Below are 19,544 nucleotides of genomic sequence, written 5' to 3'. Positions count from 1 at the left end.
CCCTTCCGGCTCCGTCCCGCGGCTTCTTCCGCGGCGCGGGGCCGGATCGGCTTCACAGGCGAAGGAGGGATCTACGACATGATCGACAGGCTCAGACTCAAACGGCACGGCACCTTGCTCGCGTTCGTGCTCCCGGCGCTGCTGTTCTACGCGACGTTTCTGCTCGCGCCGGCGTTCGGCGGCATCTGGTACAGCCTGACCGACTGGAACGGCCTGAACCCGCGGTACGCGTTCGTCGGGCTGGCCAATTACGTCGAGGCGCTGACGGAGGATCCGTCGTTCGGGCATGCCGTCTTTTTTACGCTCAAATACGTGCTCTTCATGGTCGTGCTGCAAAATGCGCTGGCCATTCTGGTCGCCGTGCTGATCGAATCGCGCGCCAGGACCAAAGCCTTTTTCCGCACGATCTTCTTCATGCCCAACATGCTCAGCATGATCATCGGCGGCTTCATGTGGATGTTCGTCTTCACGCGCGTGCTGCCCGACCTGGCGGTGCGAACCGGCCTGGGCTTTCTCGATCGCTCCTGGATTGGCGACCCGTCCTTTTCCTTCTACGCGATTCTGATCGTCTCGCTGTGGGGCGGCGTCGGCTATCTGATGGTCATCTACATCGCCGCGCTCCAGGGCGTTCCCTCCTCGCTCAAGGAGGCCGCGGCCATCGATGGCGCCGGCGTCTGGCAGACATTCCGCTATATTACGCTGCCGATGATCTACCCGGCGCTCACGATCGGCATTTTCCTCACGTTGAATTCTTCGTTCAAGGTATTCGACGCCGTCTTCGCGCTGACGGGCGGCGGCCCGGGGCGGGAGACGCAGGTCATCGCGCTTAACATTTTTGAGGAAGCGTTCGGCTTCAGCAACCGATACGGCTACGCAAGCGCGAAGGCGATGATCCTGTTCCTGATCGTCCTCGTCATCACGGTCGTCCAGCTGCAGTTGATGAAGCGGCGGGAGGTGGAAGCATGAACGCGCATCGCTATGAAAGAAGAGAAGCGGGGCGCGGGGCTTCTCGCGGCATCGATACAGCGGGAGCAGGCAGGCGCCGCAGTTCGAGCCCGCTGCCTGGGCTGCTTGCGCTGCTGACGCTGATCGTAGGCGCGGCGTTCACGCTGCTGCCCGTCTACATGGGCGTGCTGAATTCGGTCAAGACGGAGGGCGAGATGCTGAACGGCATCCTCTCTTGGCCGCGGCACTTCGCTTGGAGCAACTACGCGGACGCATATCGGAAAATAGACTTTTTGCGCAGCTTGGGCAATACGGCTGCCGTGACGGCGGTCGGGCTCGCGGGCATCGTGCTGTTCGCCGCGATGGCGGGCTACAAGCTGTCTCGCACGCCGGGCAAGCTGAGCGGCTTTTTGTTCAGCCTGTTCGTGCTGTCGATGCTGATCCCGTTCCATTCCATCATGATCACGCTCGTTCGCATCGCCAGGAATCTGACGGTCCAAGGGTCGACCGTTGGCTTGGGGCTCATCTATATCGGCCTCGGCGTATCGATGGCGATCTTTCTCTACCACGGCTTCGTCAAGTCGATTCCGCGCGATCTCGACGAGGCGGCGGTCATCGACGGCTGCGGCGAATTTCGGCTGTTTTTCTCCGTGATCCTGCCGCTGCTGCTGCCCGTCACCGCAACCGTCGCGATTCTGAACGCGCTCTGGATGTGGAACGACTTCCTGCTGCCGCTGCTCATGCTGACCGACGCCTCGAGCTATACGCTGCTGCTGTCGACGAACATGCTGTTCGGCCAGTACGGCAACAACGACTGGTCGGCGATTCTCGCCTCGCTCGTGCTGGCGCTGCTGCCGGTCGTCTTGCTGTATTTGCTGCTTCAAAAATACATTCTGAACGGAATTGCGGACGGAGCGATTAAAGGATGAGCGAAAACATAACGGAAAGTGCTTTGCACGGCGGTAAATGCGATGTCTGCGGTTATGTGCGCGCGGACGGCAAACTATTGCGCAATGGCCGCGGCGAGGAAATTCTCCTGCGCGGCGTCGGGTTCGGCAGCTGGCTGCTGCCGGAGGGCTACATGTGGCGCTTCCCGGAGGGGGGCGACCGCCCGCGCCGGATCGAGCGGATGATCCGCAAGCTGGTCGGCGAGAAGAAGGCGGCGCAATTCTGGGCGCTGTACTACGATCGTTATGTCGCCGAAGCCGATATCGCGCGGATTGCGTCGGAAGGCTTCAACTCCGTACGGGTTCCGATTCTGGCGCGCACGCTGCTGGAGGAAGGCGAGCCGGTACGGTTTGAGCCGGACATGATCGCGCGCATCGACCGGGTCGTCCGATGGTGCGAGCAGTACGGTCTCTATGTCGTTCTGGACCTGCACGGCGCGCCGGGCGGGCAGACGGGTACGAATATCGACGACTCGGAGCGCGATCTGCCGGAGCTGTTCCTGGACGCGGCGAACCGCGTGCGCACGGTGGAGCTGTGGCGCTTGCTGGCGGAGCGGTATCGCGACGAATGGATCGTCGCCGGCTACGATCTGCTGAACGAGCCGCTGCCGGAATGGTTCGCCGCGCACAACGGCAGCGTGATGCCATTCTATGAAGAAGTCATCGCCGCCATCCGCGAGGTGGACGACCGGCACATGATCATCCTAGAGGGCGTCCACTGGGCGACCGACTGGTCGATTTTCGATGCGCTGCCGGACGACAACGTGCTGCTGCAGTTCCACAAGTACTGGAACGTGCCGGACACCGCCAGCATTCAGGTCTATCTCGATCATCGCGAGCGGCTGAACGCGCCGCTGTTCATGGGCGAGGGCGGCGAGAACAACAAGGACTGGTACGCGGGGGCCTTCCGTCTTTTCGAGGATCACGATATCTCTTGGAACTTCTGGACGTGGAAAAAGATGGACACCGGCAACTCGCCTTGCTCGATTCGCCGCCCCGAGGGCTGGGAGCTGCTTGTGCGATATCTGGAGGGCGGGGAGCAACCGTCGCCGGCCGAAGCGGAGCGCATCCTGTGGGCGTATCTTGACAACCTGCCGCTCGCGCGATGCGACTACGAGCCCGCCGTCGTGCGTTCGCTGTTCGTGCGCGCGCCGGTGCGCATTCCCGCCGTTTTCTACGGGTACGAGGGGGCGGGCAAGAGCTTTGGCTTGGCGCGCCGCCTGAGCGAAGGGGATACGGGAGCGGACGGCAATCGGAGCGTGCTGCCCGCCTCGGGCGTCGGCGCGAGAGCCGAGGGCTTCCGTACCGCCGACGGCACGGACATCCGCTTCGTCGTCCCCGGACGGACAACGCCGAACTTCCAGCATGGCGGCGGCGAGGAATGGCAAGCGGACGAATGGATGTACGTGGCCCTGAAGCCTGGCGATTGGCTGGCTTACGGATGCGAGGCCGCGACGGCACGAGAGGCTGCAACGGCACGAGAGGCGGCGGGGGGATCGGCTGACGGCAGCCCGACAGGCAGAAGCGCAGTTCGTCTGCATGTACAGAGCGAAGGCGGAGGCAAGCTTTTCCTTTCCTTTGGGCGGGACGCGCCTGCGACGACGGTCGAATGGACGGAGGGCGGCTGGCAGACGGTAACGGCGGAGCTGGAGCGCATCGGGCTTCCGGGTGCCGCCAGGCATATCGTGATCAAGGCGGCTGATCGCCCGGTCGGCGTCGCGTGGCTTGAATTACTGGCTTAATCGGGTGGCCGTCGTTTCTCTTCAGAGAGACGGCGGCCTCTTTGATGCGAATATCGACTGTTGAAGCGACTTCCGACTCGGCGAATTGAGAGATGGGCCACGATCTATTACAATGTTAGCAGAGAGGCGTTGACGATCTGCGCGGCGCGACGAGACTGGGAGGCGTGATCATGAGCACAGCACCGACGACACAGCAATGGAAGGATCTTTACGAAGCTGCCGGACGGTACAAGCAGGCCGCAATCTGGAGATGGATGTCGAATAGCCATTTATTTGGCGTCCGTGATCAGGCGAGCGGAAAGATCGGATATTGCAGTGTGTTCGGAAATGGCGGCGAACTGTTCGGCATGGCGATCTACTTGGGGAGCGGAGGATTGCGTACGCTGACGGACATGCTCGCCGGGAAGTTGGCGGAGGATCCGATGTTCAGCCAGCACTGTCTGCTCTTCTCGTTCGACGACAGAGAGGATCTGAAGCCTTCGGAGTATAAGCGGATCAAGGCGTTGGGATTGCGATATCGCGGTCGCCAAGCCTGGCCGACGTTCCGGCTGTACGAGCCGGGCTACCTGCCATGGCCGGAGCTCACCGCGGAGCAGGCTGTCTTCATGAGGCATGCGGTGGACCAGGCGATGATCGTCGGACAAGCCTACCGATCTCAACTGGACGATCTGCTATACGAGGAAGGGGGCAAGATGCTGGTCCGCGAGACTTGTTCTGGAACGGATGCCGCACTTGTTTGGCATACCGTCAGCCTGGTGCCGGATGAATTGCCAGAGGAGGAAGGGTCGGACGCGAGGGCTGCCCCGCTGAATGAGCTTCGCGTCACCAAGGCGCTCAGGGGGACTAAAGGAGTCGCAGGGGTTTGGGAGGCGGACAGCTTCCATGTGCCGATGCCGGTGCAGGAGGGGGAAAAGCCGTTCTATCCGAAGATGAGCTTGATTGTCGATCAAACGAGTGGTCAGATCCTGAAGTTCGCCCTGACCCGGCGCGAGGAAGCAGCCGCGGAGACAGCTGACAATCTACTGTCGCTCATCGAGGAGCTGAAGCTGCTTCCCCGTGAGATCTGGGTGGGCAGCGAGGCTACCGGAGATGCGCTCCTCCCGCTCGCCGAGGCGCTGAAGCTTGAGCTTATGCTCGCGCCGAAGCTGCCCGCGCTGTCGGAGGCTCGTGAGGCGATGGAACGACAATTCATGTAGGCTCTCATTAAACCGATGCAGGCCGCCCCGAAATAAGGGGCGGCCTGCAGACGTTATTCGCGAAACTTTCGTTCGGTCGACGAGTCGTCCTTGCTGTCGGGCTTGTTCGCTTCGTCCCGGTTCTCGATGCCGAGATCCTCCACCGGAATCGCGTCGACGTTGCGTTCGCTCAGGAAGCTGTCGAAGAGGCTTTCCTTGTCCGTCGGATACTGCTCGGGATGATCGCGGTCGGTCTGGGGGCCGGCGCCCGGCTTGTCCAGATCCGGCGGCCGCTCGAATTCGTTCATTCGAATCTCCTCCTTTGCGTATGCCGACTTTTCCCCTTCGGGAGAGCGATTGAAACAATCGAAGCCGGCCGGTTAGACAGCCGCTTGCCGCTACAGCCGCTCGAGCGGCTTCTTGGCGGGACCGTGCATCACTTCGCCGGTGAAGCTGAAGCGCGAGCCGTGGCACGGGCAATCCCAGGACCGGTCGCCCGCGTTCCACTCCGTTTCGCAGCCCATGTGCGTGCAGGTCGTGTCGACGACGTGCAGCTTGCCCTCGTGGTCGCGGTACGCGCCGCAGCGGCGGCCGTGGATGCGGACTGCGGCGCCTTCGTCGAGCCCGAGCTCCTCGGGATCCTTTTTCAGCCACTCCAGCTTGCCCTTGACGAAGTGATAGGCGACATCCGCAGTCTCCTTCGCAAGCGTCCCCATATCCGGATCCGCCCGAAAGCGCGACGGCCCGAACAGCTCCGCGTACGGATTGTCGCGGCCGAGCAGCAGATCCGCGAGCAGCCGGCCTGCGACCGCGCTCGTTGTCATCCCCCATTTACGGTAGCCGGTCGCGACGAGCAGATTTGGGGTGCCTTCCCGGGCGAACCCGATGTAGGGCACCTTGTCCGTCGTCACCAGATCGTGCGTCGACCAGCGGTAGCGGATTTCTTCTACGCCGAAGGTATCCTCCGCGAACCGCTTCAGCGATTCGTAGTGTTCGATCGTGCATTCGCCTTGCCCGGTTTTGTGCGACTCTCCGCCGATCAGCAGCAGCTTCTCATCGCCGTAGGTAACCTCACGGATCGAGCGTTTCGGCTCGTTCGCCGTAATGTACATCCCGCCCGGATAGTCGTACGGAGACTTGACCGCGATAACGTACGAGCTCTCGGCGTGGAGCCGCGCAAAGTAAAAGCCGTTGTCGAAAAACGGGAAATGCGAGCAGGCCGCGACCGAATCGCAGGTCACCGTATAGCCGTCCTTCGTCGTGACGCTGGCCCGTTCTCCGTCATGAAATTTGTCCATCGTCGTCTCTTCGAAAATCTCTCCGCCGAGGCGCACGATCTCACTGGCTAGAAAAGCGGCATACGGCGTCGGATGAAACCGCGCCTGCCCTTTCATGGACAGCGCCGCGGTCGCGCCGAACGGCAGCGTCAGCGTATCGTAGCGTTCGCCGGGAATGCCGAGTTTCTGATAGGCCGCATATTCCTTTTCGATCTTGTGCAGGCCATCCTCGCGCGTTGCGTAGACGACGGCGTCCTCGTCAACGAAGTCGCAGGCGATGCCGTGCTCGGCGACCAGGCTGCGCATGAATGCGAGCGCGCCTGCGTTGGCTTCGTAATATAATCTTGCCTTGTCCTCGCCGAAGTGGGCGATCAATTCATCGTAAATGATGTCGTGTTGAGCCGTAATCTTGGCGGTCGTGTAGCCGGTTGTGCCGGCGAGCAGCCTGTCTGCCGTCAGCAGCGTGACGCGACGGCCTTCCTTGGCGAGCAGATAAGCGGTCGTAAGGCCGGTAATGCCGCCGCCCACGACGGCAAACTCGGTCTCGAGATCGCGCGTCAGCTTCGGAAAGGCGGGGAGCTCCGCCGTCCGGCGCCAATAGGATTCGGGATATTCGGGCAGCTGCATGGCGTTTTCCTCCTCGGATGGACGTGTTATCCTCATCATTCCCTTTTTACACGGAAATAGATACAATGCCCCCATGCAATCGGACATAAGCTGATAGGAGGAGAGGGGGAGGGTTGGATGGCTATCCGGCCGCAGGCGCTGGTGAAGGGGGATACGGTAGGCATCGTCACGCTCGGGAGCCCGCTCTCGCGGGAGACGATTGACGCCGGAATCGGTTATCTGGAGCAAATGGGATTAAACGTTGTCGTCGGGCGCCATGTGTACGATGAAGACGGCTATCTGGCAGGGACGGACCGGGATCGGGCGGCGGATCTGATGGCGATGTTCGCGGACGAACGGGTCAGGCTGATCCTGCCGACGCGCGGCGGCGTCGGGGTTGAGGGGATACTGCCTTACCTGGACTACGAATACATCCGTGCGCATCCCAAGATCGTGTCCGGCTACAGCGATATTACGGTCCTGCTCAATACGCTCGCTCAGCTGGCCGAGCTTGTCGCGCTGCACAGCCTGCTGCTCATCGACTTTAAGCCCGAAACGCCGGCGTACAACTTCGAGCAGTTCTACGCCGCGACCTCGTCGCTTGTCGTCCCCAGGCCCATCGCGAACCCGCCTGGCATGCCGATCCGGCCGCTTGTGCCCGGCGTCGTCTCGGGACCGCTCGCAGGCGGCAATCTGACGTCGCTTACGGGCTCGCTCGGCACGCCGTACGAGATCGATACCCGCGGCAAAATATTGCTGCTCGAGGAGACGCACGAGCCGGTAAACACCGTTTACCGCTACGTGGAGCAGCTGAAGCTTGCGGGCAAGCTCGCGGACTGCGCGGGCATCGTGATGGGCGGCTGCCACGACTGTCCGGACGCGTACGGCCGGACCTATGCGGACCTCATCCGCGACGTGCTCGTGCCGCTGGGCAAGCCGCTGATTGCCGGCTTCGCGAGCGGGCACGACGTCTACAAAGCGGCGGTGCCGATCGGAGCCAAGGCGCGGCTTGACGCAGGGGCCGGAACGCTGACGCTGCTGGAGCCGGCCGTATCCCTGTAGCGTTACACAAAAAGAGAACCGGCACCCGAGGGGATGCCGGCTCTTTTTGCATTCATTCAGGAAAAATGCATATTGCGTCCGAGACTGACTCAAGGAATGTACTGCTGCACGATGCGCACAATCTTGCCGTCGGCCACTGTGATGTAATAAGGGAAGTTCGCCATCAGCTCCTGATTGTCTCCGCTGAACAACGAGCGAAGCTTCGCGATGCTGATCGGCTCGTTTTCCACGATATCCGCGTCGTCCCAACTGCCGGAACGATTGTAGATCTGCATCAGCACCTGCACGTCGGAAGCGACCGGCAGCGTGTACGTCTTCTTTTCCTCATTCAAGATGTAGTAGCCGTCCGGCGCCTCGTCCATGCCGGCATCCGGCTCCTGCTGGCGGAATACCCGGTCGGCCTCCGCGCCCTGCAGGAACTGAATGTAGTCGACGGTCACGTAAGTGACGCCGTCCATCGAAGTGATCTTGCTAATATAAGCGGGATACGAGGGGGCCGATGCATGGTTGATCGCCTCGATGCCATTCTCCTCTGCGACGGCGGTCTCCTGCTTGTCGCTCACGCCCGACACGCTGAGCGGAATCAGGCAGATTCCCAACAATACGACACACAGCAACAGTTTGCGCATCGGTTCAGCCCCTCTCTCCGGTTAAGAACAGGTGATATGTATCATTATTATTTAGACAATTAGTAGACGTTTTAAACAGGCGTTTTGTTGCCGGGAAAAGGAGGCGTCAGGGCTTATATTTTTGGAGATATTTCCGGGGAAATTCGACAGAGGCTCAAGCGTGCGCTTAAAAAGCCAGGCCTGCGCCTGGGCTTATGTCGGGGCAAGTCCGGACATGCGTCTGTTCTGGACAGCGCGGATCCGGTGCTATATTTCTAATGAAAAATAATTTGCATGGAACCAGGAGGATTTATTGCTGTGAAAACAGAAAAAGGAAGTGTTTCTGCCGATGTTACGAATGAGGAACGGGGGAAAGTTCGTTTCGCTAGGCGAGGCCTTCTCGTTTACTTCGCCATACTCATTCCGCTGACGACGATCGGCTATTTGACTGCGATGCAAATCGAGCTCTTTATTCTGCTCCTGATGTGGGCGCCCGGTTTGTCCTCTATCATCACCCGTTTGCTGCTCCGCGAAGGCATGGCGGACATCTCCCTGCGGATCAAGGGACGGCAGATTCTGAAGACCTTGCCTTTTATTCTGCTGTTCCCCGTGGGTATCGGGCTATTTGCCTACGGAATTGCCTGGGTCGCGGGATTGGTGCTATTCGTCACACCGGACACATTCGTTAAGGCTTCGCCTGCCGTTACCTTTACGGTGCTGCTCGTCATGCAAATGGTTGTCGGCACGCTAGTGGGTCTGATCGGCAGCGCAGGGGAAGAACTTGGCTGGCGGGGCTACATGCTTACCCGGCTGATCGATGCGCGGGTTCCTTATCCGTTGCTGACCAGCGGGATCATCTGGGGATTGTGGCATATGCCCGTGATTCTGGCCGGCAACTATTACTCCGGCCCTTATCCGGCGCTTTCCGTTATCCTATTTATGATCACGATCACCGCCTTCAGCTTGATCATTGGACGGCTGCGACTCGCAACCGGAAGCGTATGGCCTGCGATCTTTCTGCATGCGTCCTGGAACGCCGTCATTCAAGATGTTTTCGATGCTTCTGCTAGCGGCACCAATGCGTTGTTGTGGACGGGAGAGTCGGGAATCTTAGTGGCGTTCGCCTTAGTTGTGGCGGCATGGTTCATTTCAAGGAGAACGGTGAGTGCAGGGCGGCTGCAGCGAGCGGAGGCGAACGATTGAATGGAAATGGAGGAAATCAAAAGATTGTTTGATGACCGCTTTTCCCATTGGAACGTTTATTTTGACGAATCCGGCATAGCTACGTGGGTCAGCATGAACAACGGTAACGATTTCTTTGAAATTCAGATCGTAACCCATGTGGGTGTAGGCGTTAGTTATCGGCGAAATATTGAGGAAATTAAATTTAGCGGTCACGATGAGGCCTTCCGATCGCTCCGTGAGGCACTGGATTACATAGAAAGAAAAGTCGCGAGTAAAATGTAAGGTTTTATTCTTTCCTTGATTGGCGTATTGCCTTTCGAGGTTCTTTTTGTTTCCGGCCAAGATTAAAATGGGGAGGTTTCATCGTTGTCATCAGACTTATCTGTAAAGGTTATCCACTCTATTCCTCTAAATAGTTTCGTATCCCTCATGCATAATTCATTAAAACAGTTGCTCTCAATAGAAAATTTGCCGGAATTGATATTCAAAAACGATGGTGATGAGTTAACGGTTGCCATAGAAGTCGACACGGTTATAGGGTTAAAAGGCCAATATATTTTGATCGGAATTCGAGATATGCCCGATGCGGTAATAATGATGTTTTATGAAGTTGAAGATCATCCGCCTCACGTTACGCCAGAAGAAGTGGGGATATGGGGCTTAATTTCAGTAGGAGCTTCAAAATCACCGGCAGAGTTCGCAATTGCCGCGGCGGCGGCTGTTGCGCTATCATCCACACAGTTATCTGTTATTCTTGATAACGGATGCGTATGGAGTTCCTCGTTTGAGGTGAACGTACAAGACCTTATGGAGAAATTAACGGTTAAAAGTAAAGGCGAAAATTTTTATGAATCGGCGAAAAATATGTTTTCTATGATGAAAATATGACCTGAAGCGATGAAGAATGCCGCAGGGGCTTCTTTATGTTTACTTAATCGCCTGTCAGTTCGCCACTGCAAGACCTTGATTTCGAATATTTTCCTTCTCCCCGGAAAAAGCTAAGCAAATGATGGAAACCGAGGGGAGGCGTCTCTGTGAATGCAAAAACCATGGCTTTGCCGGCAGCTCCGGAAGCGGATGGCGATTGCCCGGAGACGTTGCGGCTGGAGCCGAGGCTGGACTGGTTCAAGTCTCGGTTTGACGGATGTTCGGACGTGGTGTTTTATTGCTTTACCTTGAGCGGAGGCGTTGCTTGCGCGCTTATATATGTACGGGAGATGTTCGATTACCGCGATGTTGAGCAACATTTGTTAAAACCGCTCATGGCGTTGGATGGGGAGTGGGATGGCGACATCGCGCGGCTGATCTCGGAGCGTCGGATTCCGATGGCAGGCTGCATGGCGTTGGCCGATCCGGCCGAAAGCGTCAACTGGATTCTGGAAGGCTTCGGGGTCCTACTCTTCGACGGAAATCTTCAGATGCTTGGTCTTCCATTCTCGAAGTTCGAGAAAAGAGCGCTGGAGGAAGCGCCGAACGAATCGGTCATTCGCGGCCCGCGGGAAGCTTTTGTAGAAAGTCTGGATACGAACCTGACGCTGCTGCGGCGTCGTATTCGCAGCAGCCACCTCAAGACGGAGCAGCTTCTGCTCGGACGGAACACGAGGACTTCCGTCGTCATCGTATATTTAGATCACGTTTGTCCGGCTGCGTTGGTGCAAGAAATGAAGCGGAGAATTTCCTGCATCGATATCGACGGCATCCTGGGCTCAAACTATATTGAGGAAGCGATCGAGGACAGCCCGTCCTCTCCATTCCCTCAGCTGCAATATACGGAACGTCCCGACACCGTATCCGCGTCTATTCTGGAAGGCAGAGTCGCGGTGGTCGTGGACAATACGCCGATCGTGCTGCTGGCGCCCGTCAACTTTTTTATGATGCTTCAATCCGCGGAGGACTACTACCAACCTTTTATCGCGGCGTCGTGGATCCGTTGGATTCGTTTCGCCTTTCTGATCACCTCGCTGCTGCTGCCCTCCTTTTACATTGCGATTACGACATTTCATCCGGAGATGATTCCCTTCGATCTGCTGATCTCCGTCTCCTCCTCGCGAGAAGTAGTTCCCTTCCCCGCGCTAATGGAGGCGTTGATGATGGAAGTGGCGTTCGAAGCGCTGCGCGAGGCGTCGGTTCGCATCCCCAAATCGATCGGTCAAGCCGTATCCATTATCGGCGCCCTCATCATCGGCACGGCTGCGGTTCAGGCGGGTATCGTGTCTGCTGCCATGGTTATTATCGTGTCATTGACGGGCATCGCCTCGTTCATTATTCCGAACTTTGATCTGGGTCTTTCCTTTCGGCTGCTTCGTTTTCCGATGATGCTGCTCGCCGGCGCATTCGGCATTTTTGGAATCGCGTGCGGCCTTATCATTATTTACGTCCATATGCTCAATCTGGAATCGTTCGGCATGCCGTATCTGTCTCCGTTGGCGCCTCAGATTACGAATGCGATCAAAGATACGTTCATCCGGGCGCCTTGGTGGAAAATGCGAAAACGTCCGCCGACGGCGATCGGCGCCAACCGGATCAGACAAACCGCAGGAGCTCGAGCCTGGGCGCAGTCCAAGGGGGAGGGAGAAGATTGAGTGTTCTTCTCCGGCTGTGGAAGATGGTAGCGGTTGGCGCTGCCATCGTTATGCTTGCAGGCTGCTGGTCGGCAACCGAGCTTAAAAATCGCGCATTCGTGAGCGTCATGATCGTAGATTTAAAAGACGACGAAGTTGAACTCACGCTCGGCATTCCCCTGACGAATCGGCTTATTCCGGGACAGACCGGGGGAACGGGCGGCGACGGGAGTCAGCGGCCGGTCGCTTATGTGACTCGCAGCGGTCGCACCCTGGAGGAGGCGCTGCAAAAAATCCAGGGCGACATTCCACGCAGAGTCGCGTTCGGCCAGACGCACAGCATTATCATGGGAAGCCGCTTCGCGCAAAAGGGAGTGGGGCCGCTTCTGGAGTTTGTTTCCCGCAACCCGTTTTTGAAGCTGAACACGAATTTGTTCCTAGTCGAAGGTTACGCGCGCGAGAAGGTGGCCGAGATGCCCGCGACATTTGAACGTTTTTTTATTTCGGTGTTGAACGGCTACGTGCGTAACCATCAGATTTTAAACACGACGGTCAAAGATTTGATGTTCTCCAAGGCGAACGGCGGAGACGGGCTCATCCCCATTCTGAGATTCGAGCGCAAAGAGCCTTCGCTCAAGGCGGATACGTCCGCCAATGTCGGCACGGCCGGCTCGGCGATTCTGCGCGAAGGAAAAATGGTGGCTCCGACATTGTCTCCCGAAGAAACTTCCTCGGCGCGCGCGGTGATCGGGCAGCTGAAACAGTATATCTACAGCGTACAGTCGCCTACGGACGACAAGGAGATGGGCTTTTATACCACTTCGTTGACGACGCAGATCAGGCCCTTTAAAGCCAGGGACGGCCTGGGCATCGTCGTACGCTCCTATTCCAATGCAGGATTAATCGCTTCGGACTCCGACATCGATCTGAGCAAGCAGGAAAATATCGAGCGGTTGGAAAAAGAAATTAAAAAATTCGCGGACTCCACCATAGCGTCCGTAATTGCCAGAACCCAAAAGGCGGGAGCGGATGTATTTAACTTCGGACGCTATATCTCCGTACAATACCCGAAGGATTGGGACAAGCTCAAAGACGGATGGAGAGCGTACTACAAAAATCGTTTGCGCATCCGGGTCGAATCCGTCATCTCGCTGAGGAGGGTCGGCTCTTCGACGGATTCCTTCCGAAGCGGATTCATCGACCGCGGACAAACGGGGGGAGAGAAGAAAGGAGGGAATGAAGCATGGGACTTCAATCCGTAACGCAAAGTCAATTGTTCAAGCTTTTTGCGCTGCATTTGTTCTCAACGATGGTCGCCTTCATGCTGGGGATTATGCTGCAGTCGAGCGGGTACAACGCTCCGCTCGGCGTTCTGTCCGGCGCAATGCTCGGACTTGCGTATTCCTACTTCGCATACAAGCTTGGTTTGCGACGCCCCGATCGCTTTTTTATCGAGTACGGTCAAGACATTGTCGGAAGGTGGCTGCACTATCCGCTCCTGTTGTTCATCGCGTTGTCCAATTTGCTTATCGCGATCATTAATTTTTGGGAACTGCAGGATGTGATGATCCAGTTTTATCTGATCAGCACGCCGCCTTGGGCGATTGCCGCGCTCTGCGGCCTCTGCGTCGCTTATACCGTCCGTTTTGGCATCAAATCGGTTTTTAGGGCGGCAGAAGGCCTCTTCTTTATCAGCCTGCTTTCGTTTCTGCTGATTCCATTCCTTGTTAGCGAAAATTTTCATTGGTTCTCCGTGCGGGGAATCGCGACCTATTTTAACATGCAGGAGGCGTGGCCGTCCGCTTATTATACGTCCTCCGTCTTCGGGGAGATGTCTTTCACGCTGCTTGTTTTTCCTTACTTGCATTCACCTGGCAAGACGTTTCGGACGCTCGTAGCCTCGACGTCGGTCGCCGCGGCCGTCGTGCTGCTTCATATTATTCCCCTGCTGCTCATATTCGGCCCGGAGCTCAGCTCCAACCTCAATTATCCCGAACTGGAGCTGCTTCGCTTTATGCGGAGCGGTTCCTTTCTGGAGACGCTGGACCCTGCGCTAATTGCTTTATGGCTGATCAGCATCTTCGTCAAGCTCGCTTTTATCGTTTACGTCATCGCGCTGATATTGGCGCGTTCATTTCGTTTGAAGGATACGAAGCCGTTCGTGTTTCCGATTACCGTATTCATCGCGGTCTGTTCGCTTGTGATCGTCAAGTCCAACACCCAGTTCAGAAGCATGCTCGGCGGCGGCATCCTGACCGTGTTTTGGATTTCCGAGCTGATACCGATCGTTTATTATCTCGTCGATACCGTTCGTCGTTCATGGAGTCAAAGGGAGGAGGCTGCGTCCGAGTGATCGCGATTTTACTGGCTTATGCATCGGTGGCCTTCGTCGAGTGGCGATATCTTCGCAACAAGAAGAGGAAAATGAGCACATTTTTTTTCGTGTTCGGGTCGACTTCGTTCCTGCTGTTGCTGAGCGAATTTTTATTCGCCATGAAGGATCGATTTCAGATTGCCGTCTGGATTGAAGCGATTTTCGGACCGTTGGAACGGGGGATTTTAGGGCGTGGCTAGCGGGGGCAAAAATGTGGGGAGTCAATTTTAATGAAAAAGATCTTTAATTTTTATCGACTTCGATTTCGTACAACCGAACTAGTTCTGAAGCTTTCATATTCGTCGCTTTAGCGATTGCCATCAAGGAATTAAGGCTGGGCTGATGAACGCCTCGTTCCAGCATGGATATGTAGGTTCGATCCAGATTGCTGCGAAAGGCAAGCTCTTCCTGGCTCAGGCCCGTTTTAATAAGACGATGGATATGGAGGGGCTAAGCTTGAGCGAATTAGCCGTCCGCTACGAACAGCTTGCCCGTAAATCAGGGCAGTTAACTGCTGAAATCGAAACCTGCGAAGCTTATTTGAAAGCGATGCTGGACTTTACATACAAGAATGGGGCAAAATATTCGATGGTGACAGTCGAGGAGATCGTGCAAGCGGTGCATGCGGTGGAATGCGATCGCCGACAGCATTTGCTCCACGTCCGGTTTGAAAAGTCGCTGCTTTCCTCTTGTCTGAACGGTGGAGAGGAAGCTGATTCACGCAATCCGGTTTGATAGGAGTAACTTCCAATTGCATAAAAGGAGACGGCATTCATGGCGACTATTCAATCCTTCGGCGGCAAGCGGCCGGACATTCATGATTCGGTCTTCCTGGCGGAGGGCAGCGTCGTGACGGGCGACGTGAAGATCGGCAAGGACACAAGCATCTGGTACAACGCCGTGATTCGGGGAGATGTCGCGCCGACCGTCATCGGCGAACGGACGAGCATACAGGATAATTCGACGCTGCATCAAAGTCCGGGCAAGCCGCTGATCATTGAAGACGAGGTCATTGTCGGGCATAATGCGGTGCTGCATAGCTGTATCGTCAGACGCGGGGCAATGGTGGGAATGGGCGCGATCATACTTGACGGCGCGGAGATCGGGGAAGGCGCGATGGTCGGCGCAGGTGCGTTGGTGCCTCCGGGCAAGAAGATACCGCCGCGCACGCTGGTTGTCGGTTCACCGGCCAAGCCGATGCGCGAGCTGAACGAAGCGGACGAATCGGATATGCGGCGAATCGTGAGGGAGTATGTGGAAAAAGGGCAGTTTTATAAAAATCAGCAGGAGTATTAGCGAGTAAAGTGAACGAGGTGATTTATACAATAATGATTCAAACCTCAGCAAGAGATGTGCCGATAACGATCGATGCAGAATCGCTTGTTGGGATTTCTCTTGAAGGAATCGATTTGCATCGAGCGCTTTTGAGCGATAGAGAAATGATGAAAAGCAATCTAAAAAAGGCGAATTTAAGGAACGCAGACTTATCTCGTTCTCAATTAGAGCGAGCAGACCTTTCAGAAGCTTCAGTAGTATTGTGCAAACTAGATGGCGCTATTTTAACGCACGCGAACTTGTCGAACGCGCTTTGTTATCACGCATCATTTATAAATTCGGATTTAAGCGGCTCGATATTTAATGGCGCTCAATTGCATCATGCGAACTTCCAAGGCGCTTCATTGATGGGTGCTAATTTTTGGGGGAGCGCCGGGTTAGAAGAAGCTAATTTAGAAGGCGCGCTTTTTGACAGCGCAACGACATGGCCAACTGGATACCGACCCGAACTACACGGTGTGGTTCAAAAGAATCGGTAACAACCATGACAGCTCCGAATCAATATCAATATCACTACGAAGCCGACAGGTGCATCTGCCGGCTATTTGTATTTTCCGCCGCTTTCCACGTCTGCCCGATCGATTGTCGCCCCATCAAGGCTGGTACAGCCTAACTGCATCGCCGAGCGGTCTCAGCGCCATTCTGTTTTTGTACATGTGGATGACGATCTGAAAATCGACGTTCGTAATACCCGGAAGCACGTACAGCTTCGTCTTCAAATAACCTTCCATCTCGACCTGGTCGATGAACTGGCCGTACATATGCAGTTTGCTCGGGCCGCTAAGTTGGTAAAGGAGCGTAACCGGCGGATGATCCATCATTTCCTTGGCGAGCTTCTCCAGCTCCCGGGGCTCGACGCTGATCTCGAAAAACGCGGTGAGGTAAAAGCCGGCCGGCTCCGGATTGACCGCCAGCGTGAAGCGCTCGACCACTCCGTTATCCACGAGCGACTGCAGCCGCAGCTGGACCGCGACGCGCGTCAAGCCGACCTCCTTGCCGATGTCGGTGTAGGACATTCTGGCGTTATCGTTCAGCAGGTCGATGATTTTGCGGTCGACGGAATCTAAAGTTACGTAAGGACGATCGTGCAGCGTTTTTATTTGCATTTCGCAAGCTCCTCACTTGAATGATGGGCGGGTTCTGCCGTTTTGACAGTGAAGCCGACAATTTTGCGCTGCGCTTCTTGCGAATCGTAAAAGTCGTCGCTTAAACATGACTTATATATGTTAATTTATATAACATAAACATAACTCTTGTGGATTGACGGGAATTCTGGAGTGCTCTTATAATGATTTTATTCTTTCTAATGGCAATAATAAAGAGAAAATATTATCGAATCGCAAGGAGGGTAGGGGTGTCTTCTTGGGTTTCAAACATGGATTCGGAGAAAATGTGACATCGGTTTTCGATAATGGGGAGGCGTTCGCATGAAGAAAGCTCTAAAATTAATCGTATTCGTCATTTCCGTCATTTCCGTTCTGGCTGCCTGCGACGGCAAGGAAAACACCGGTAAAGCCGCAGGTGCGTCTTCGTCTTCGGCAGGAGGCACGGCTGCCGCGCCCGGCTCGCCGTCCGAAACGACAGGCGGGAAGAAATTGAAAGTTGCGTTCGTATACGCGACGCCGATCGGGGAGACCGGCTGGAACTATGAGATGGATAGAGGCAGACTGGCGCTGGAAAAAGAGCTCGGCGTGGAAACGATGGCGATGGACAACGTCGCGGAATCGGATGCGGGACGGGTGTTCGAGGATCTGGCTCAGCAATACGACGTTATTTTCGGCACGACCTTCGGCTATATGGATGCGATGAATGCGGCCGCGGCGAAGCATCCGGACGTCAAGTTCCTGCACGCGACGGGCTATAAGACGCTGCCTAATCTGGGCGTATATGCCGGGCGCGAATATCAGAGCAACTACCTCGTCGGTATGGCGGCGGGGATGGTCTCGAAGAACGGCAAGCTTGGCTACGTCGGAACGTTCCCGATTCCCGAAGTGATCTCCGCGATCAACGCGTTCGCGCTAGGCGCGCAGAGTGTGAACCCGGACGCCCAAGTGTCCGTCGTGTGGAGCAACACGTGGTTCGATCCGACGACCGAGAAGCAGGCGGCGGACTCGCTGCTGGATACGGGCGTCGACGTGCTGGCCGCTTACCATGACGCGCCGACGATCCTGCAGGCATCCGCCGAGCGCGGCGTATGGGGCAGCGGCAAGGATTCCGACATGAGCAAGTACGCGCCGGACACGTATTTGACCAACTTCGTGTGGAATTGGACGCCGTACTTCGTGGAGACCGTCCGCGCGATCCAGGAAGGGACCTGGCAGGCAGGGGCTTACTATGGCGGCATGAAGGAAGGCGTGACCGATATCGCGCCGCTGGGTAAAAACGTGCCGCAGGACGTGAAGGACGCCGTGGAGGCGAAGAAGCAAGAGGTACTGGCGGGGACGTTCGACGTCTTCGCGGGCCCGATCAAGGACCAGGCCGGCACGGAGCGCGCCGCGCAAGGCAAAGCCTTGACCGACGAGGAGATTCTGGCGATGAATTGGTTCGTGCAGGGCATCCAGGGCAAAATCGAAAGCTGAACGGGAGGCGAACGAGATGGCGGAGCATGACAAGGTGCTGATGCGGCAGTGGCATCCCGTCGCCTACGCGCACGAGATCGGCGAAAAGCCGGTCTCGCGGGTGCTCATGGGGGAGCGGCTCGTCTTGTTCCGCACCTCCTCGGGCGTCCACGCCTGGAAGGATCTATGCATCCACCGCGGCGCCGCGCTCTCGCTCGGATGCGTGAAGGACGGCACGCTCGTCTGTCCGTATCACGGCTGGCGCTACGACGGGACGGGAAGCTGCGTGCTCATTCCGCAGCAGCCGCCGGAGCAGGCGATTACGAAGCAGGCGCGCGCGGTCGTATACGAATGCAGGGAAGAAAAGAAGATCGTCTGGGTGCGGCTGGGTGCCGATCGGGAGGAGACGGATCTGCCGCCTTTCCCCGAATGGGACGATCCCGCCTACAAGACCGTCTACTGCGGTCCTTATCCGCTTCAAGCCTCGGCGCCACGCGTCATCGAGAACTTTCTCGACGTCGGCCACCTGGCTTTTCTCCATGAAGGGCATCTGGGCGATTCGGCTTATCCCGAGATCGCGGATTATCGCGTCGATATTTCCGAGGGCGGCATCCGCTCCTCCGAGATCGACATCTATCAGCCGGACCCGGACAGTACCGGCAATTCGGGCATCGCACGATACGTTTACGAGGTGCTGAGTCCGACGGCCGCCCGCCTTAGCAAGACGGATCCGCTGACCGGCCATGTCTTTTCCATTCTGTTCGCGGTCAGTCCGATCGCGCAGACGGAATCCGTCGTCTTCGTCGCGCTGGCGCGCAACTATGCCTTCGAGCTGCCGGATGCGCAGTTCGCCGACTTCCAGACCTTCATCCTGCAGCAGGACCAGGCCGTGCTGGAGAGCCAGCGCCCGGAGCTATTGCCCCTGGACCTGCAAGCGGAGCTGCATCTGAAGGCCGACCGGCTGAGCATCGCCTATCGCAAATGGCTGCGCGAGCGCGGCGTCGTTTGGGGAACGGCTTGAAGAGCCGGTCCTGAAGTGCGCGGCCGGATTCCGCGTCAGCGGTAGGGATGTCATTGTCGCATTGAAGCGTGAGCGGGTCGCAACGAAAAAACAGGACGAAGCGGAAATTCGGGCTTCGTCCTGTTCGCGCAGCTGACTGCCGATCAGC

The 19,544-nt window shown here is 57.0% G+C and carries 22 protein-coding genes; 17 read left to right on the top strand and 5 right to left on the bottom strand.

Features of this window, described 5'->3' with window-relative positions; all coding sequences use genetic code 11:
• Window positions 1-78 precede the first annotated feature (78 nt).
• The 4 genes from ACFSR7_RS05140 to ACFSR7_RS05125 all read left to right on the top strand — a co-directional run bounded on the left by ACFSR7_RS05140 (window position 79) and on the right by ACFSR7_RS05125 (window position 4,830).
• Window positions 79-966, top strand: coding sequence for a carbohydrate ABC transporter permease (locus ACFSR7_RS05140; protein WP_378159465.1), 888 nt, complete (start codon window positions 79-81; stop codon window positions 964-966).
• Window positions 963-1,874 carry a carbohydrate ABC transporter permease gene (locus ACFSR7_RS05135; protein WP_378159464.1) on the top strand — a complete coding sequence of 304 codons (912 nt, stop codon included), beginning with the start codon at window positions 963-965 and terminating at the stop codon, window positions 1,872-1,874. Before ACFSR7_RS05140 ends, ACFSR7_RS05135 begins: the two co-directional genes overlap by 4 nt.
• Entirely contained in the window at window positions 1,871-3,634 is a 1,764-nt protein-coding gene (locus tag ACFSR7_RS05130; protein WP_378159463.1) for a glycoside hydrolase family 5 protein, read from the top strand. The genes ACFSR7_RS05135 and ACFSR7_RS05130 overlap by 4 nt, the downstream gene beginning before the upstream one ends.
• 170 nt (window positions 3,635-3,804) lie before the next feature.
• Window positions 3,805-4,830 (top strand): DUF7309 domain-containing protein, encoded by a 1,026-nt coding sequence (locus ACFSR7_RS05125; protein ID WP_378159462.1) that lies wholly within the window; start codon window positions 3,805-3,807, stop codon window positions 4,828-4,830.
• A gap of 53 nt (window positions 4,831-4,883) precedes the next feature.
• On the opposite strand, the gene ACFSR7_RS05120 is transcribed toward ACFSR7_RS05125, so the two are convergent.
• Window positions 4,884-5,117, bottom strand: a complete 234-nt coding sequence (locus tag ACFSR7_RS05120) for a hypothetical protein (RefSeq protein WP_378159461.1) — start codon at window positions 5,115-5,117, stop codon at window positions 4,884-4,886.
• Between the two features lie 90 nt (window positions 5,118-5,207).
• Complete coding sequence (locus ACFSR7_RS05115; protein WP_378159460.1) at window positions 5,208-6,713, bottom strand: FAD-dependent oxidoreductase; 1,506 nt, start codon at window positions 6,711-6,713, stop codon at window positions 5,208-5,210.
• Between the two features lie 117 nt (window positions 6,714-6,830).
• Here ACFSR7_RS05115 and ACFSR7_RS05110 point away from each other — a divergent pair, with 117 nt between their 5' ends.
• Window positions 6,831-7,754, top strand: a complete 924-nt coding sequence (locus ACFSR7_RS05110) for a S66 peptidase family protein (RefSeq protein WP_378159459.1) — start codon at window positions 6,831-6,833, stop codon at window positions 7,752-7,754.
• Between the two features lie 89 nt (window positions 7,755-7,843).
• Here ACFSR7_RS05110 and ACFSR7_RS05105 read toward each other — a convergent pair whose 3' ends face one another.
• Window positions 7,844-8,383 carry a hypothetical protein gene (locus ACFSR7_RS05105; RefSeq protein ID WP_378159458.1) on the bottom strand — a complete coding sequence of 180 codons (540 nt, stop codon included), beginning with the start codon at window positions 8,381-8,383 and terminating at the stop codon, window positions 7,844-7,846.
• A 297-nt stretch (window positions 8,384-8,680) separates the two neighbouring features.
• On the opposite strand from ACFSR7_RS05105, the gene ACFSR7_RS05100 reads away from it, so the two are divergent.
• The 7 genes from ACFSR7_RS05100 (at window position 8,681) to ACFSR7_RS05070 (ending at window position 14,682) form a co-directional block, all read left to right on the top strand.
• Complete coding sequence (locus ACFSR7_RS05100) at window positions 8,681-9,565, top strand: CPBP family glutamic-type intramembrane protease (protein ID WP_378159457.1); 885 nt, start codon at window positions 8,681-8,683, stop codon at window positions 9,563-9,565.
• Entirely contained in the window at window positions 9,566-9,829 is a 264-nt protein-coding gene (locus ACFSR7_RS05095) for a hypothetical protein (protein ID WP_378159456.1), read from the top strand.
• A gap of 84 nt (window positions 9,830-9,913) precedes the next feature.
• The gene (locus ACFSR7_RS05090) at window positions 9,914-10,435 is read left to right on the top strand and encodes a hypothetical protein (RefSeq protein ID WP_378159455.1); all 522 of its coding nucleotides are present in this window, start codon (window positions 9,914-9,916) and stop codon (window positions 10,433-10,435) included.
• Between the two features lie 146 nt (window positions 10,436-10,581).
• Window positions 10,582-12,129 (top strand): spore germination protein, encoded by a 1,548-nt coding sequence (locus ACFSR7_RS05085; RefSeq protein ID WP_378159454.1) that lies wholly within the window; start codon window positions 10,582-10,584, stop codon window positions 12,127-12,129.
• Window positions 12,126-13,370 (top strand): Ger(x)C family spore germination protein, encoded by a 1,245-nt coding sequence (locus ACFSR7_RS05080; protein WP_378159453.1) that lies wholly within the window; start codon window positions 12,126-12,128, stop codon window positions 13,368-13,370. Before ACFSR7_RS05085 ends, ACFSR7_RS05080 begins: the two co-directional genes overlap by 4 nt.
• Window positions 13,352-14,461 (top strand): GerAB/ArcD/ProY family transporter, encoded by a 1,110-nt coding sequence (locus ACFSR7_RS05075; protein ID WP_378159452.1) that lies wholly within the window; start codon window positions 13,352-13,354, stop codon window positions 14,459-14,461. The genes ACFSR7_RS05080 and ACFSR7_RS05075 overlap by 19 nt, the downstream gene beginning before the upstream one ends.
• A complete protein-coding gene (locus ACFSR7_RS05070; RefSeq protein WP_378159451.1) occupies window positions 14,458-14,682 on the top strand; it encodes a hypothetical protein in 225 nt (74 codons plus the stop codon). Before ACFSR7_RS05075 ends, ACFSR7_RS05070 begins: the two co-directional genes overlap by 4 nt.
• 43 nt (window positions 14,683-14,725) lie before the next feature.
• Here ACFSR7_RS05070 and ACFSR7_RS05065 read toward each other — a convergent pair whose 3' ends face one another.
• Complete coding sequence (locus ACFSR7_RS05065; RefSeq protein WP_378159580.1) at window positions 14,726-14,866, bottom strand: helix-turn-helix domain-containing protein; 141 nt, start codon at window positions 14,864-14,866, stop codon at window positions 14,726-14,728.
• On the opposite strand from ACFSR7_RS05065, the gene ACFSR7_RS05060 reads away from it, so the two are divergent.
• From ACFSR7_RS05060 to ACFSR7_RS05050, 3 genes are read left to right on the top strand one after another with little or no spacing between them, the layout of a single operon-like run.
• A complete protein-coding gene (locus ACFSR7_RS05060) occupies window positions 14,825-15,217 on the top strand; it encodes a hypothetical protein (protein WP_378159450.1) in 393 nt (130 codons plus the stop codon). The two genes, ACFSR7_RS05065 and ACFSR7_RS05060, sit on opposite strands and share 42 nt — an antisense overlap.
• 39 nt (window positions 15,218-15,256) lie before the next feature.
• Window positions 15,257-15,778 (top strand): gamma carbonic anhydrase, encoded by a 522-nt coding sequence (locus ACFSR7_RS05055; protein ID WP_378159449.1) that lies wholly within the window; start codon window positions 15,257-15,259, stop codon window positions 15,776-15,778.
• Between the two features lie 8 nt (window positions 15,779-15,786).
• Window positions 15,787-16,296: a pentapeptide repeat-containing protein gene (locus tag ACFSR7_RS05050; RefSeq protein WP_378159448.1), complete on the top strand. Its 510-nt coding sequence runs from the start codon at window positions 15,787-15,789 to the stop codon at window positions 16,294-16,296.
• A 114-nt stretch (window positions 16,297-16,410) separates the two neighbouring features.
• Here the strand turns inward: ACFSR7_RS05050 and ACFSR7_RS05045 are convergent, their stop codons facing one another.
• Window positions 16,411-16,923 (bottom strand): Lrp/AsnC family transcriptional regulator, encoded by a 513-nt coding sequence (locus ACFSR7_RS05045; protein ID WP_378159447.1) that lies wholly within the window; start codon window positions 16,921-16,923, stop codon window positions 16,411-16,413.
• 321 nt (window positions 16,924-17,244) lie between these two features.
• Here ACFSR7_RS05045 and ACFSR7_RS05040 point away from each other — a divergent pair, with 321 nt between their 5' ends.
• Together ACFSR7_RS05040 and ACFSR7_RS05035 are read left to right on the top strand one after the other, a co-directional pair.
• The gene (locus tag ACFSR7_RS05040) at window positions 17,245-18,396 is read left to right on the top strand and encodes a BMP family ABC transporter substrate-binding protein (RefSeq protein WP_378159446.1); all 1,152 of its coding nucleotides are present in this window, start codon (window positions 17,245-17,247) and stop codon (window positions 18,394-18,396) included.
• Window positions 18,397-18,412: 16 nt separating this feature from the next.
• Window positions 18,413-19,396 carry an aromatic ring-hydroxylating dioxygenase subunit alpha gene (locus ACFSR7_RS05035; protein WP_378159445.1) on the top strand — a complete coding sequence of 328 codons (984 nt, stop codon included), beginning with the start codon at window positions 18,413-18,415 and terminating at the stop codon, window positions 19,394-19,396.
• The last annotated feature ends 148 nt before the right edge of the window (window positions 19,397-19,544 follow it).

It is taken from the genome of Cohnella sp. GCM10020058, from assembly GCF_042683485.1.
Taxonomy (GTDB): Bacteria; Bacillota; Bacilli; order Paenibacillales; family Paenibacillaceae; genus Cohnella.
Note: the sequence above shows the minus strand (reverse complement) of the source record. Positions and strands in the feature narration are given on the sequence as shown.